The organism is Streptococcus mitis (genome assembly GCF_001074635.1).
GTDB classification, from domain to species: domain Bacteria; phylum Bacillota; class Bacilli; order Lactobacillales; family Streptococcaceae; genus Streptococcus; species Streptococcus mitis_E.
Genome location: NZ_JUQO01000016.1, coordinates 1 through 15,839, shown reverse-complemented (window position 1 = coordinate 15,839; position 15,839 = coordinate 1). Strand labels below are relative to the sequence as shown.

Genomic DNA, 15,839 nt, shown 5'->3' with positions numbered 1-15,839 from the left:
GGTGAAAGATGCTAGAAGTAAGAAGTCTAGAGAAAAGTTTTGGACCCAAGCAAGTTTTGTTTGGTATTGACTTTCAAGCGCGACCAGGTCGTATTTTGGGACTAGTCGGGAAAAATGGTGCTGGGAAGACAACGATTTTCCACAGTATTTTGAAGTTTTTAGAATATCAAGGAGAAATTAGTCTGGATAGTCAGGATATTCGTCAGGAGACCTATGCTCGGATTGGCTATCTGCCTGAAGAACGCAGTCTCATGCCTAAATTGACAGTTCTTGAACAAGTTCGCTACTTGGCGACTCTAAAAGGTATGGATGCCAAGGAGGTCAAGGAAAAACTCCCTCAATGGATGAAGAAGTTGGAAGTGAAAGGAAAGCTGACAGATAAAATTAAGAGTCTGTCAAAAGGAAATCAGCAGAAGATTCAGCTCATTATTACTCTGATTCATGAGCCAGACTTGATTATCCTGGATGAGCCTTTCAGTGGATTGGACCCAGTCAATACAGAATTGCTCAAACAAGTCATTTTTCAGGAAAAAGGGCGTGGAGCAACCATTATCTTTTCTGACCATGTCATGACCAACGTCGAGGAGCTTTGTGACGATATTCTGATGATTCGAGATGGCCGTGTGGTCTTGCATGGACCAGTTCAGGATGTCCGCAATCAATACGGGAAAACGCGTCTCTTTGTTTCAAGTGAACGAAGCAAGGAAGAATTGGAAAATCTTCCTCATGTCAAACAGGTGAGCTTGACCAAACAAGGCAGTTGGAAATTGATCTTGGAGGATGAGAGCGCTGGAAGGGAACTCTTCCCAATCTTGACTCAGGGGCAATATATCGCAACCTTTGACCAGCAAGCGCCAACAATCGATGAAATCTTTAAACTAGAATCAGGGGTGGAAGTATGAGAAATATGTGGGTTGTAATGAAGGAAACCTATCTTCGACATGTCAAATCGTGGAGTTTCTTCTTTATGGTGATTTCACCATTCTTGTTTATCGGTCTCTCTGGAGGAATTGGCTATCTCCAAGGCTCTTCAATGGCTAAAAATGATAAAGTGGCAGTAGTGACAACAGTGCCGTCTGTAGCAGAAGGACTGAAGAATGTAAATGGTGTTAACTTTGACTATAAAGACGAAGCAAGTGCCAAAGAAGCGATTAAAGATGAAAAATTAAAAGGCTATCTGACTATTGATCAAGAAGATAGTGTTCTAAAGGCAGTTTATCATGGCGAAACATCGCTTGAAAATGGAATTAAATTTGAGGTTACAGGTACACTCAATGAACTACAAAATCAGCTTAATCGTTCAACGGCCTCCTTGTCTCAAGAGCAGGAAAAACGCTTAGCGCAGACAGTTCAATTCACAGAAAAGATTGATGAAGCCAAGGAAAATAAAAAAATGATTCAAACCTTTGCGGCCGCAGGGCTTGGTCTCTTCCTTTATATGATTTTGATTACCTATGCTAGTGTCACTGCTCAGGAAGTGGCTAGCGAGAAAGGAACCAAAATTATGGAGGTGGTCTTCTCTAGTATCCGAGCTAGTCATTATTTCTACGCTCGCATGCTGGCTCTGCTTCTTGTGATTTTGACCCATATTGGCATTTACGTCGTGGGTGGACTTGCTGCCATTCTTCTCTTTAAAGACCTACCAATCTTGGCACAATCTGGTATTTTAAACCATATAGGAGAGGCTTTCTCGCTCAACACCTTATTGTTTGTCTTGGTTAGCCTCTTTATGTACGTTGTTTTAGCAGCCTTCCTAGGATCTATGGTTTCTCGTCCTGAGGACTCAGGGAAAGCCCTGTCGCCTTTGATGATTTTGATTATGGGTGGTTTTTTTGGAGTGACAGCTCTAGGTGCAGCTGGTGACAATCTCATCTTGAAGATTGGTTCTTATATTCCCTTTATTTCGACCTTCTTTATGCCATTTAGAACCATTAATGGCTATGCAGGGGGAGTAGAAGCATGGATTTCACTTGCTATTACAGTGATTTTTGCAGTGGTAGCAACAGGATTTATCGGACGCATGTATGCTAGTCTCGTTCTTCAAACGGATGATTTAGGAATCTGGAAAACCTTTAGACGTGCCTTATCTTATAAATAGAAGAGCCTCGCGAAAGCGAGGTTTTTTAGAGATAAAAAGAGTGGAATTTAGAAAAATATTTTTCATATCTATTGACTTTTAGGGGTGAAATTTGGTATTATAGTAGGCGGTATTGTTTACCCCATTTGAAAGGCCCCGGAACCTTCCAAATACTTTTCGATGGGAAGGAACACCCATCACCGTAAACAAAAATCGAACTATATATAGGAGAAATCATGAACAAAACAACATTTATGGCTAAACCAGGCCAAGTTGAACGTAAATGGTACGTAGTTGACGCAACTGATGTACCACTTGGACGTCTTTCTGCAGTAGTTGCTAGCGTACTTCGCGGAAAAAACAAACCAACATTTACACCACACACTGATACAGGTGACTTTGTGATTGTTATCAATGCTGAAAAAGTTAAATTGACTGGTAAAAAAGCAACTGATAAAATCTACTACACTCACTCAAACCACCCAGGTGGATTGAAACAAATCTCTGCAGGTGAACTTCGTTCTAAAAATGCAGTACGTTTGATCGAGAAATCAGTTAAAGGTATGCTTCCACACAATACTCTTGGACGCGCTCAAGGTATGAAGTTGAAAGTATTTGTTGGAGCTGAGCACACTCACGCTGCACAACAACCAGAAGTTCTTGATATTTCAGGACTTATCTAAGGAAAGGAACAATAAAGTATGTCACAAGCACAATATGCAGGTACTGGACGTCGTAAAAACGCTGTTGCACGCGTTCGCCTTGTTCCAGGAACTGGTAAAATCACTGTTAACAAAAAAGATGTTGAAGAGTACATCCCACACGCTGACCTTCGTCTTGTCATCAACCAACCATTCGCAGTTACTTCAACTGCAGGTTCATACGACGTTTTCGTTAACGTTGTAGGTGGTGGATACGCTGGTCAATCAGGAGCTATCCGTCACGGTATCGCTCGTGCCCTTCTTCAAGTAGACCCAGACTTCCGCGATTCATTGAAACGCGCAGGACTTCTTACACGTGACTCACGTAAAGTTGAACGTAAGAAACCAGGTCTTAAGAAAGCTCGTAAAGCATCACAATTCTCAAAACGTTAATCAATACGATTATATCAACGTTTCAAAGCACTCAAAAGTTTATCTTATGGGTGCTTTTTTCGTGTTTTTTTGATGATTTTTAGCAAAATTCACACCATTACTTTTTAAGATTGCGATAAGCAATATCTCCAACTGCCATAGGAACTACATTAGAAGTATTGACATAAATTTGAGTTGTACCTGTATCGCTATGAGTTAATGCTTCAGAAATGGTCTCTAAGCTCATTCCAGACTTTTTAGCAAGTGTCGCTCCTGTATGTCGTAATTTATGAGGTGTAGCATGTGCTGGCTCTTTATGTCACTTTCTGATGCTTTTCATTTTATTGTTTAGATAGTCGGCATGTAAAGGCTTGTTGATGTTTCCTTTGGTGTCGATATATGTAAATAAATTGTTCTGGATTACTGATGATGCCAAACTTTGCTAGTTCATATTTTTGTTGCTCTTTTTAAGAGGTAAGAAGCTGAAGTAAGTCATTAGAAATAGAGAAAATAAGAAATATTTCCATAATAAAACGCATATTATCAGGTTTCTTTGAACTGCACCCCAAAAGTTAGACAGAAAAAATCTAACTTTTGGGGTGCAGTTCAGTAAAAGCTTGATAGTATACGTTTTATCCTAGAAATATTTACTGGCTGTTTTTCTCAAACTGACTTTTTAAGAAGTTACCTTATCAGCAATTTCAAATAAGTTTATGGAGCTATCTTTGGAAAAACTGTAGAATTTCAAAAATTACTACAGACCTTGAATTTTAGTTATCATTTCAATGATTTAGATTGCTTACATTTTGTTTTGATAAGTTTTACGGTAATCTCCAGGAGAAAGTCCAGTCCTTTGTTTAAAAATTTTAGTAAAGTAAGAATAATTATCATACCCTACTTGACAAGATACTTGTGATATCGAGATATTTGTTTGAGATAGGAGAGATTTAGCAGCATTAATGCGTTTATCCGTTATATATTTAACAAGAGTTTCTCCAGTTTCTTTTTTAAAAATTCTAGCTAAATGATCTGCGCTGAGATAAACCATATCTGCTAATATAGAACGATTTATATCTTCATAGTAGTGATGATCTATGTATTCGACAATGCGTTGAATACTATTTTTCTGGTTTTCAATGTTTGTTGCAAATTTCTTAGCATGTGACCAGTAATAATCAAAGTAATCCTGAAAAGATTCAATTGAATGAAAGCGTCGTTGGAATAAGAAATCATGAGTGCTGTTTTGGAATAATTTATGTGCCGAGATTCCATTTTGATCTAGATATATTCCTATTTGTTGAGTCCAATCTAGTAAAATTTGTTGTAGTGTGAAAGTAGGAATTTGAGAATTATAAGCAAGTGAATTAATTTTTTCTCTTAATTCGTATTCACTTAAGGTATCTAAAAAAGTAATTGAAAGAGTTTCTGTTTTAAAGGAAGTTGGAAAACTATGTGGAACACATGTAATAGTATTCCAATAAGAAACATATTGTTCATTATAAGTGTAGAGTTCTTTGGTATGAAATAAAATATCGGATATTTTATGGCAACTCTTATATATAATGTTTGAGTATTTACTAAAGTTATTGGAAATTTGAGAATGAATCTCATATGCCAATTTGTCACTACGTTTGGATGAGTCTACTCTAAAGAGACAAACATATTGATCAACCTGGCTTTCCATTTTGAATAGACTTATCAGCTTATAAGAAGGTTGTGAAATTCTTTGAAGTTCTCTTTTTAGTTGAGAAGTCCATGATGGAGTTTCTGCAGAATAATCTTCTTCATTAAGATTGATTGTTAAAACTGCAAGGAAAAAATATTGGTGTTTTTTAAGAATAAAATCTTGTTTGCTTGCTATGTTTTCTAGCTCATCAATGCGAGAAATTTGAGGTTTTCTAAGGTAATCATACCAGAAATTATCTTCTATTTGTAAAAGTGAATCATTTTTTCCATTTAAGTTATGATTCTCAATTTTACTAATGGCTTTTTGAATCATAAATTCTAATTTTTCAAAGTTAATGGGTTTTAGATAGTATTCGAAGCTTTGTAATTCAATTGCTTTTTGAGCATAGTTGAAGTCGGCGTAATTGGTTAAAAAAATTGTTTTTATATCATATTTTTCATTTCTAATCCACGATAAGAGTTCGAGGCCGCTGCCTTGAGGCATTTCTATATCGCTTATCATGAGATCAATAGGATGCTCTCTAATAATATTTTGAGCTTGAGTGAGGCTATAGGCAACATAAACAATGTCAATGTGTAGTTTATCCCAATTTATTTTCTCTCGTAAAGCTTCAATGATAAAGCGATCGTCATCAACTAATAAAATGTTCATTATAACCTCCGTCTATAATCTTGTATGGAATGAGTAAAAGAATTTTAGCTCCACCTTCTTCATTATTTTCAAATGTAATAGTATAGTCGTTGGGATAGAGAAGATTTAAACGTTCGATGGTGTTTGTTATCCCGATATGATGTCCATCTTCTGTTATTAGAGACTGTTTCTGATTTAGTTTTGATAAAATTTCTTCAGAGAAACCTGGACCATTATCCTCGATACAAATATGAATGTAATCTGAGTTCTCAGTTTTTACTTTTTTTATTGATAGTAAAATTGTAAATAAATCCTGAAATGAAAAACCGTGTTTGATTGTGTTTTCAATAAATGTTTGTAAAAGTAATGATGGGATAAGAGTATTTTGTAGGTCATCATTGTAGTCTAGTGAAAAGTAGATGCTATTTCCATATCGAATTCGTTGTATTTCTAAATAATCTTTAGTATGCTGAACTTCATCTTTAAGTTCTGAAAAATCTTGATTAGCCATAAATAAATGACGGAGATAATTTGAAGTTAGGATAGTTAATTCTTCAATTTCCTTGTAGTTTTTTGTTTGAAGCATACTATGAATCATTGATAACATATTTAAGTAGAAATGCGGTCGAATTTGATTTTTAAGATAATTAAGTTCAATCTTCTTAAGTTCTAGTTGTGAATGGTATTCTCGTATTTTTAATTCTTGCATGTCAAAAATTACTTTATTAAGTTTATCATTTGCCTTATCAATTTCTAGTATACCTTCAGATATAAAAAATTCAGAAGGGGGGATGGAGTCCCCAAGTTGAGAGAGCCGTTCAGTGAGTCTTGTTATAGGCTTAATCATCCACTGACGAATATATAGGATAATGATGATTGATAAAATGGTGATAATGATAGGAACAGCTGATAAAAATACTTCTAAGAGTGTGATATTTCTAAAGACTTCGGCATAATCGACTAAAACATAAATATCGAAAGGTAAATGTGTTTTTTCATTTTGTGCATGAATTAGGTAATTAGAGGACGGTATATTGTTAGGCTCTTTTAGGGAGAGTCTACCATTATTACCAATATTAAGTTTATTGAGAGGTTTTAGGATATCTTCTGAGGATATGACTGCATAAATTATTTTTCCTTCGTAATGAACGGATTTAACTAAGTATTCGCTATTTTTAGTAGTTATATTTTTCCACTTACGGTCACTTATATCGCTACTTAGTGATTTTAGATATGTTTTTAACAGTAAATAATCTTCATATGGAATATAAAGATTGGAAACATTGATAAAATGTTTAGTAGAATTTGTTTCCAATAAGAATGTCATATGGGTTTCATTTTGATATTCAAACTCTGTAAAACTAGTTTGAACCTTTTTTAGACTTTCTTGATAGTCTAAAAATTTTTGTACATGATTTAATTTTTCCAATTCTTCACTGTGTGTTATTGTTGAATACATAAATCTTTCTGCAGAATGTAATTTTTCATTAACAGAGTCAGCATAAATTTCAATTGAACTACGTAGGTGTACTATATTTTGGTTTTTAATAAAATTTCTGGTTATGTTACTCATAGCAATATTGATTAAAATATTTATCAATAGTAGTACAAGTAGGAGTTTAAAGAAAAAATGAATGGAATGTTTTTTTGATAAGTCGTGATTTAATTTCATATACTATTCTCCTATTAAAATTATAGCACTTTGAAAATATGATATCATGTAACAAAACAGATATGTTTTATCAAGATGTCGGAAAAGTAATAGTTTTTAAAATTAAAAAACTGAAAAATTGATAAACCTAGTCCAAAAAGTTCTATTAAGGGAATTCTATATGGTGTAAAATAATCGTAGAAAATCAGATGGGAGGAAAAACATGAAAGTAGCATCTCAACTTCATAAAATAAAATTAAAGCATAGTATTCCGTTATATATATTACTTTTTCCTTCAATATTGCTATTAATTTTATTTTCCTATATTCCCATGTTGGGACTAATTATTGCATTTAAAGACTATTCACCAGCCAATGGTATCTTTGCTAGTCAGTGGGTAGGATTTAAGTACTTTACTCAATTTTTCTCATCATTCCAATTCGGGACAACTATGTTCAATACATTAAAAATTTCACTTTATAGTATTGTAGTAGGATTCCCCTTGCCTATTATACTAGCTATAATCAGTAATCAGTTAAGAGTTGGGAAATTTAGAAAAATATTTCAAGTGACAACTTACTTACCTCATTTTATCTCTACAATGGTTATGTGTGGGATGATTATCTTATTTTTATCTCCTACTAGTGGTTTGTTAGCGAATGTATTTAAGTCTGTTGGAATTACTATTCCAGATCTTTTATCAAAACCTAGTCATTTTGCAGGTGTTTATGTTTGGAGCGATGTATGGCAACATATTGGTTGGGATAGTATTATTTATCTAGCAGCGCTTTCTGCAATTGATCCTACATATTATGAGGCTGCAACTATGGATGGTGCCTCTAGGTTACAAAAAATTCGGCATATAGAATTACCATTACTTTTGCCTACTGCTATGATTTTACTAATATTAAGAGCAGGTAGTTTATTAAGTGTAGGGTTTGAGAAAGTGTTACTATTACAGAATCCTCTTAATTTAGCAGGAAGTGAGATAATTTCGACCTATGTTTATAAAGTTGGTATGGTGAACTTTCAGTATAGTTATTCGACAGCTATAGGGTTATTTAACACCGTAGTCAATCTAATAATTTTGTTATCTGTTAACTGGTTCTCGAAAAGATATACTAGAACGGGTCTTTTTTAAAGGAAGGAGTGCTCAAGGTGAAATGGTTTCATAAATCAAGAAAAACAAACTCTGAATTATTATTTGATATAGTTACCTATGGTTTAGCAATTTTCCTTATCCTGTTAATTGTTTATCCGTTATGGTTTGTAGTGATTGCATCTTTTAGTAATCCTTCAGATGTTGCAAATGGGAAGGTATGGTTTATTCCTAGAGAATGGAAATTAGATGGATATTTACGTCTTATTCAACAACCTTTATTCTTACGTAGCTATCTAAATACCATTTTATATACTGTTGTTGGTACCTTAGTTGCTTTAGTAGTCAATATTCCAGCTGGTTATGCTTTATCTAGAAAAGAATTAGTTGGTAGAAAATGGATGAGTATTCTATACATAATCCCTATGTTCGTATCAGGTGGCTTGATTCCTACCTACTTAACAGTAAAGAATGTTGGCCTAATTGATACATTTTGGGTAATGGTAATACCTTTTGCGGTTTCATCATACAATATTATTGTTGCTAGAACTTTCTTTAATAATAGTATTCCAGACGGGATGTGGGAGGCTGCGCAAATTGATGGATGTGGTACAATTCGTTATTTTATTAAGATAGTCGTTCCTTTATCAAAAGCTATTATAGCAGTTATTGGACTTTGGACTGCAGTTGGTATTTGGAATTCGTGGTTTAATGCTTTAATTTATTTAACGAATGAAAATTTACAACCATTGCAATTAATTTTACGACGTTTACTAATTAGTAATCAAATGTTACAATCGCAAGCAACAGGAGAAGTTGCATCAGATCTTCGTATCAAAGCCGATATGATGAAATATGCAGCAATTGTTATTTCAACCGCTCCGATAATGTTGCTATATCCCTTTGTTCAAAAATATTTTAATCAAGGCGTAATGATTGGCGCCTTGAAAGAATAGGAGAAAAACATGAAAAATAAATCATTTACATATTTGTTCTTAGGAACAGTTACACTTGCTGGCTTAACAGCCTGTGCAAATTCTAATAATGCGAATAAGGATGATAAGTCTGGAGAAGATTCTTATAAAATCACAACTGTTCGTTGGTCTGACTGGGGGGAAGATTATCATAAAGGTTTTCTAACTGATTCTGCCAAAGAATCAGGTATCGATGTTAAATGGGATACACTTGTAGCTGCAGATTGGGCAGATAAGAAATCTGTGTTGGTTGCTAGTGGAGATTTACCAGATGCATTTTTAGGTTCAAATGCTTTTACAGATTCAGAAATTGCTCAGAACCAATCTTTGTTTATTCCATTGGAAGATTTAATCAAGGAAAACATGCCTAATTTAACTAAGGCTATGGAGAAAGAACCTAAGATTAAAGCTATGATTACTTCACCAGATGGTCATATCTACAGCCTGCCTAAAAAATTGCCGATGCGCCCTACTGTAGCTAATCAGCTATTTATTAATAAAAAGTGGCTGGATAATTTAGGATTAAAGGTTCCAGAAACTTATGATGATTTAGTAAAAGTACTACAAGAATTTAAGGATAAAGATGCGAACGGAAATGGAGACGCTTCTGATGAAATTCCATTCGGAGCAGGAAACTTTGATCCAACATTCTCATATATTCTTCCGTTCAATAATCGTTTAGGTGCAGATAATACGTATGAAATGTCTGTAAAAGATGGAAAACCAGTCTACCTTCGTACAGAGGAAAGTTATAAACAAGGGATTGCAGCAATGCACGAATCTTATAAAAAAGGTTTGATTGATCCGGAAATCTTTACAGAAGATACCTCTATGAGTGTAGCAAAACGTATGGATAAGGGAGTATCTAGAGTAGGTGTTTCTAGTGGTTGGACAGCAGATGCAACGTTTGGCTTACATTCAAGTGAATATATTGCTCTACCTGCTTTAAAAGGTATGGATGGTAAACAATATGTCTTTTCTGACCCAGATCATTACAACTACGGTCGAAATGAAATTTTGATTACAAATAAGAGCAAAAACCCTGCTAAATTATTGAAATGGTTGGATAAATTATATACAGATGAAGCAAGTATTCAGAATTTCTATGGATCATTTGGAATAGCTACTGAAAAGAATGGTGATAAGTTTAAAGTGTTACCTCCTAAAGATGGTAAATCAGCCGATGAGTATGCATGGATTAATTCACTTCGAGATTTTGGTCCTAAATACGTAAGCGATGATATCAATAGTCGCGTAGAAATCGATCAAACACAAGGTGATGGATTGAAATTGAAGATGGACCAAGATTTGAAACAATTTGCGTTGCCAGCTTACCCTAATGTGATTTATTCACAAGAAGAGCTTAACAAATTATCATCAATCTATGTTAGTATTGAATCTTATGTCAAACAACAAGCATCTAAATGGGTAGTTGAAGGTGGCATAGAAAAAGAATGGGACTCATACAAAGAAACTCTTAAGAATATGGGATTGGACGAATTTATGAAGATTCAACAGGAAGCATATAATCGTTACCAAAAAGAAGTAAAAGAGTAATACTTTATATGAACTCTTGGTTGTATAAACAAGGGACTAGCTAATTACAGGAAGCGAGACTGATAACATCAAATTATCTCGCTTCCTTTATTCTAATTTTTAAAGAAATTTGGAAATGTTTTTTAATAATTTAGGTAATATTTTTGTGCAACTGACATTCTAAAATATAGAGTGAAGGCAATCGATTTTATGGAGAATATATTATGCAAAAATTATTTTCATTAGATGGAAAAGTGGTTAGAATTTTAACTTTTTTGACAGATTTAATTATTTTAAATACTCTATTTATTGTTAGTTGTATTCCAATAGTTACAATTGGGGCATCATTAACTTCTCTTACGACAATGTGGTATCGTATTTTAAAAGGTAAAGATACCGATATTGCTTATCATTATTTTCGGATCTTTAGACAAAATTTTAAACAATCAACTTTTATTTGGTTGTTTATCCTCCTAATAGAATTACTTTTATATGTGAACTATTGTCTTTGGGGCTATTCAAGTTTATTTTCAGAGTATAGTTTATTGTTAGTGTTGCCCTTTTTATTTGTTATAATACTTTTGATGAGTGTTATTTTTCCCTATATTGGTCTATTTAAAGATAATCTAAAAAATAGTATTGTAAATAGCGTATTAATTTGTATTTTAAATCCAATACAAGCTATCATGTTGGTTTTATTTAATATTTCTGTACTGTATATGAGTTTTAGTAGTCCAGAACGAGTTTTAACAGCTATTTACGTATTTACATTTGGGGGATTTGCTTTTTGCGGATTGATGAATGTAACGATAACAAATAAAATGTTTGATAAGGTAAAGAAATTTACTAAAAGGAGGACAACAAAGTGAAAATTTTTAAGGGAGAGTTTTATCGAATCTCTGTATTAACAGATAAGTTAGTAAGGCTAGAATACTCTCAAACTGGAAGTTTTGAGGATAGAACGACACAACTTATCTATAATAGAGATTTTGGTCAAGTTTCGTTAGATTATATCGAGACATCAAACGTACTAGATATTATGACGGACTATTTTCATCTGCACTTTAATAAAGGAGAATTTAACGCCGAAAATTTATTTATAGAATTAAAAGGAAATTTTGCCGTATATGGTAGTCGCTGGTATTTTGGTGAATCTATTGAAACGTTAAAAGGAACAGCTCGGACTCTGGATGAGGCAGATGGAGCAATCTCGTTAGAAGATGGAATTATTAGCAGAAATGGTATAGCCTTATTGGATGATTCTAAAGGATTTATTTGGGATGAACAGTCTGGTTATATTGAGAGAGAAAATCAAATTGACTTGTATTTCTTTGCTTATGGGCATGATTATAGAGGAGCAATCAGAGACTTTTACCATTTGACTGGTTCAACACCCTTGTTGCCAAGATATGCTTTAGGTAATTGGTGGAGTAGGTATTGGCCTTATACGTCGGATGAATACTTGAATTTAATAGACAGATTTAAAACAGAGAAAATTCCATTATCTATCGGTGTGTTAGATATGGATTGGCATATAACTGATATTCCAGCTCGTTTTGGAAGTGGTTGGACAGGCTATAGTTGGAATAGAAACTTAATACCTAATCCAGAACAGTTATTGCAACAACTTCATGATAGAAAGTTAAAACTCTCCTTAAATGTCCACCCTGCTGATGGTATACGAGCTTATGAAGAAGCTTATCCTCGGGTCGCAAAACGATTGGGGTTAAATGTAGAATTAGAAGAACCTGCCATTTTTGATTTTTTTAATCCTTCTTTTAGGGAATCCTACTTTAAAGATGTTCATTATGAGCTAGAAAAGCAGGGAGTAGATTTTTGGTGGATTGACTGGCAACAAGGGACTCAAGGCATGTTGGATCCACTGTGGCTTTTAAACCATTATCACTATCAGGATAGTTGTAAAAATGCAGAAGGTGGTTTGATTTTATCAAGATATGCAGGTCCTGGTAGTCACCGCTACCCTGTTGGTTTTTCAGGGGACACTATTATTAGTTGGAATTCCTTAAGATTTCAACCTTATTTTACAGCGACAGCATCTAATATCGGTTATAGTTGGTGGAGTCATGATATCGGTGGACACATGCTGGGAGATTATGACGAAGAGCTACAAACTAGATGGCTACAGTTTGGCGTTTTTAGTCCGATAACTCGATTACATAGTTCTAGAAGTCCCTTTAATAGTAAAGAACCTTGGTTTTTTTCAGAAACAACATCTAAGATTATGAAGAAATACCTTCGTTTGAGACATCAGATGATTCCCTATCTATACACTATGAATGTAAAGACACACGAGGAAGGTGCCCCTTTAATCAGCCCAATGTATTATTTCTACCCAGAGAATGATGAGAGCTATAATGTTCCAAACCAATACTTTTTTGGAACAGAACTGATGGTGGCTCCCATTGTAGAAAAGATGGATTTGGCATTCCAATCTGCAAAAGTGGATGTATGGTTCCCTGAAGGTGAATGGTATGACTTCTTTTCAGAGAAAAAATATACAGGTGGTGTGAAGTTAAGTGTTTATAGAGACATTTCGACTATACCTGTGTTTGCAAAAAGTGGTGCAATCATTCCCTTGGTTGGTTCTGAGATAGATATGGGTGTTGATTTACCTGAAGTTGTAGATTGGTATGTATTCCCAGGCAAACAACATTCTTTTGAAATGATTGAAGATCAAAATGGTCAAAGATATAAAACAAGATTATCAATCGACTGGGAAATGGGGATGGTAGAGTTAACATTACAAGGAGATTCTAGTATCGTTCCAAGCAATAGAAAACATAGAATTCATTTTAAAGGAATGAGTGTGTCTATAATTGAATTGCCAAATAAGAATGATACAGCTAGATTTGAATGTAAAGATAATAAAACATTATCTTTAAATGATGAAGTTTTTAGACTACTAAAGACTGCTTCTCTTCCATATGAATTAAAAGATAGATTGTTAAATCAATTCATCAATGCCAAAAATTCTCATGAGTTAATGAATATCTTGCATCATCAGGATAAGGAATTGAGAGGGCGTTTGTTGGAAATGATATTTACTAGCGAAAACTAATTGAGACATTTCGTACACAATTTCTATTATTTAATTACTAATTATTTATTTTTTAATGTGTAACAGTTTTACATCTCTATGCCAAACTTGTATCTTAGTAATTACAAGTTTGGCATAGGGATGTTTTTGTTTACTGAAGAGGAAAGGATAAGTATGTTTCAAGTTTTGAAACATTTTTAAACTAAACAAGATCAAATTTTTAAAGGTGATTTTTCAACGTAATTTCCACTTGCCTGACCGAAGTGGAAGTTAGTCTGAAATGGATTTTTATGGTGGAATTAAGTATGAGATGTGTGATTTTTTCAGAAAATTTTCTAAAACAAACAGGATTTGTTTGACATTTATTTGAAAATTCTGTAAAATGAATTATTATATCGTTCAAGGAGAATATATATGGAAAAACAGAAAACATTTTTTGGACATCCTATGGGCTTGTCCACCCTCTTCTTTACAGAGATGTGGGAACGCTTTTCTTACTATGGGATGCGAGCTATCCTACTTTACTATATGTACTATAGTGTGCAAGATGGTGGGTTGGGGATGGATAAGACCACAGCTGCATCGGTTATGGCGATTTATGGCTCACTGGTATTTTTGTCCTCGGTTGTCGGTGGTTTTGTCAGTGACCGTATTTTAGGAAGTCGTAAGACTGTCTTTTATGGTGGGATTTTGATTATGCTAGGGCATATTGCTTTAGCAACACCTTTTGGACAAGTGGCTCTCTATCTTTCTATTGCCTTGATTATCTTTGGTACTGGATTTTTAAAACCCAATATATCAGATATGGTTGGGGGAATTTATGAGAAAGAGGATGATAGACGGGATGCAGGTTTTAGTATCTTTGTCTTTGGTATTAACTTAGGTGCCTTCGTTGCCCCTTATTTAGTAGGTTATCTAGGTCAGGAAGTCAATTTCCATCTAGGTTTCTCATTAGCTGCCATTGGGATGTTCTTTGGTCTGGTGAAGTATGTTTTAGATGGGAAGAAATATCTGCCTGAATCAAGTCTTTACCCTACTGATCCACTTTCACAGAAGGACCGGCAGACCTTGATTAAACGCTTGCTGCTTACACTTGTCATGGTTATTCTTGCGGTTATAGGTTTAGTCTTTACTCACCAGTTTAACGTGGATATGATTGTTAATATCTTTACAGTGATTGCGGTAATCATTCCAATCTACTATTTCTTCAAAATTTTATCTAGTCAGAAAATAACTGCTACTGAGAGATCCCGAGTATTTGCCTACATTCCTTTATTTATCGCTGGAGTACTCTTCTGGTCTATTGAGGAGCAGGGTTCTGTTGTTCTCGCTCTATTTGCGGATGAGCAAACTCGACTTTACTTTAATGTATTTGGGAATCAGATTCATTTCCCATCTAGTTTCTTCCAAAGTATCAATCCACTTTTCATTATGATTTATGTGCCGATTTTTGCATGGTTGTGGGGGAAAATGGGTAAAAAGCAACCGTCCTCTTCTAAGAAATTTGCTTACGGTTTATTAGCAGCAGGTTTATCCTTCTTGTGGATGATGTTACCAGGGATGCTCTTTGGGACAGATGTTAAGGTCAGTCCTTTCTGGTTGATTATGAGTTGGGCTATTGTGATTGTGGGGGAAATGTTGATTTCGCCTATTGGTTTATCAGTCACTACTAAGCTAGCACCAAAATCCTTCCAAGCACAAATGATGTCTATCTGGTTCTTAAGTAACGCTGCTGCCCAAGCTATCAATGCTCAAATTGTAAAATTTTATACAAGCGAAACTGAAGTGGCTTACTATGGAATTGTTGGAGGAATTACGATTGTATTCGGTATTATCTTACTCTTCTACGTTCCACGTATTGAAAAACTAATGTCTGGTATCAAATAGAGAAAAACTGGAATTTCTGTAGGGATTCTAAAAGTTAGATCAATTATTTATTCAAAGGATTTAGTTCGGTATTGTATAGGGCTAGGTCCTTTTAGTTTGATTAATACTCTTCAAAAATCAAATTCAAACCGCGTCAACGTCGCCTTGCCGTACTCAAGTACAGCCTG

General features: G+C 34.4%; 12 protein-coding genes and 1 pseudogene. 10 read left to right on the top strand and 3 right to left on the bottom strand.

What is annotated here, in order from left to right; genetic code table 11:
• Positions 1-8 precede the first annotated feature (8 nt).
• From ADI58_RS00595 to rpsI, 4 genes are all read left to right on the top strand, one after another.
• Entirely contained in the window at positions 9-902 is an 894-nt protein-coding gene (locus tag ADI58_RS00595; protein ID WP_049521066.1) for an ABC transporter ATP-binding protein, read from the top strand.
• The gene (locus ADI58_RS00590) at positions 899-2,098 is read left to right on the top strand and encodes an ABC transporter permease (RefSeq protein ID WP_049521065.1); all 1,200 of its coding nucleotides are present in this window, start codon (positions 899-901) and stop codon (positions 2,096-2,098) included. The genes ADI58_RS00595 and ADI58_RS00590 overlap by 4 nt, the downstream gene beginning before the upstream one ends.
• Positions 2,099-2,313: 215 nt before the next feature.
• On the top strand, positions 2,314-2,760 hold the full coding sequence (gene rplM / locus ADI58_RS00585; protein ID WP_001044624.1) for a 50S ribosomal protein L13: 447 nt from the start codon (positions 2,314-2,316) through the stop codon (positions 2,758-2,760).
• Between the two features lie 18 nt (positions 2,761-2,778).
• On the top strand, positions 2,779-3,171 hold the full coding sequence (rpsI, locus tag ADI58_RS00580) for a 30S ribosomal protein S9 (protein WP_000075964.1): 393 nt from the start codon (positions 2,779-2,781) through the stop codon (positions 3,169-3,171).
• A 97-nt stretch (positions 3,172-3,268) separates the two neighbouring features.
• On the opposite strand, the pseudogene ADI58_RS00575 reads toward rpsI, so the two are convergent.
• The 3 genes and pseudogenes from ADI58_RS00575 to ADI58_RS00565 form a co-directional block, all read right to left on the bottom strand.
• Positions 3,269-3,659: pseudogene (locus ADI58_RS00575) on the bottom strand (tyrosine-type recombinase/integrase); the annotation flags it as partial.
• A 290-nt stretch (positions 3,660-3,949) separates the two neighbouring features.
• Positions 3,950-5,488 (bottom strand): response regulator transcription factor, encoded by a 1,539-nt coding sequence (locus ADI58_RS00570; protein ID WP_049521064.1) that lies wholly within the window; start codon positions 5,486-5,488, stop codon positions 3,950-3,952.
• Entirely contained in the window at positions 5,469-7,139 is a 1,671-nt protein-coding gene (locus ADI58_RS00565) for a sensor histidine kinase (RefSeq protein WP_049521063.1), read from the bottom strand. Before ADI58_RS00565 ends, ADI58_RS00570 begins: the two co-directional genes overlap by 20 nt.
• A gap of 202 nt (positions 7,140-7,341) precedes the next feature.
• Between ADI58_RS00565 and ADI58_RS00560 the strand changes: the two genes are divergently transcribed.
• From ADI58_RS00560 to ADI58_RS00535, 6 genes are all read left to right on the top strand, one after another.
• Complete coding sequence (locus tag ADI58_RS00560; protein ID WP_000861543.1) at positions 7,342-8,259, top strand: ABC transporter permease; 918 nt, start codon at positions 7,342-7,344, stop codon at positions 8,257-8,259.
• Between the two features lie 17 nt (positions 8,260-8,276).
• On the top strand, positions 8,277-9,173 hold the full coding sequence (locus ADI58_RS00555) for a carbohydrate ABC transporter permease (protein WP_000870790.1): 897 nt from the start codon (positions 8,277-8,279) through the stop codon (positions 9,171-9,173).
• Between the two features lie 9 nt (positions 9,174-9,182).
• On the top strand, positions 9,183-10,748 hold the full coding sequence (locus tag ADI58_RS00550; protein WP_049521062.1) for a type 2 periplasmic-binding domain-containing protein: 1,566 nt from the start codon (positions 9,183-9,185) through the stop codon (positions 10,746-10,748).
• Positions 10,749-10,951: 203 nt separating this feature from the next.
• The gene (locus ADI58_RS00545; protein WP_049521061.1) at positions 10,952-11,596 is read left to right on the top strand and encodes a DUF624 domain-containing protein; all 645 of its coding nucleotides are present in this window, start codon (positions 10,952-10,954) and stop codon (positions 11,594-11,596) included.
• The gene (locus ADI58_RS00540; protein ID WP_049521060.1) at positions 11,593-13,806 is read left to right on the top strand and encodes a glycoside hydrolase family 31 protein; all 2,214 of its coding nucleotides are present in this window, start codon (positions 11,593-11,595) and stop codon (positions 13,804-13,806) included. The genes ADI58_RS00545 and ADI58_RS00540 overlap by 4 nt, the downstream gene beginning before the upstream one ends.
• A gap of 393 nt (positions 13,807-14,199) precedes the next feature.
• Complete coding sequence (locus tag ADI58_RS00535; protein WP_049521059.1) at positions 14,200-15,672, top strand: peptide MFS transporter; 1,473 nt, start codon at positions 14,200-14,202, stop codon at positions 15,670-15,672.
• Positions 15,673-15,839: the final 167 nt, after the last annotated feature.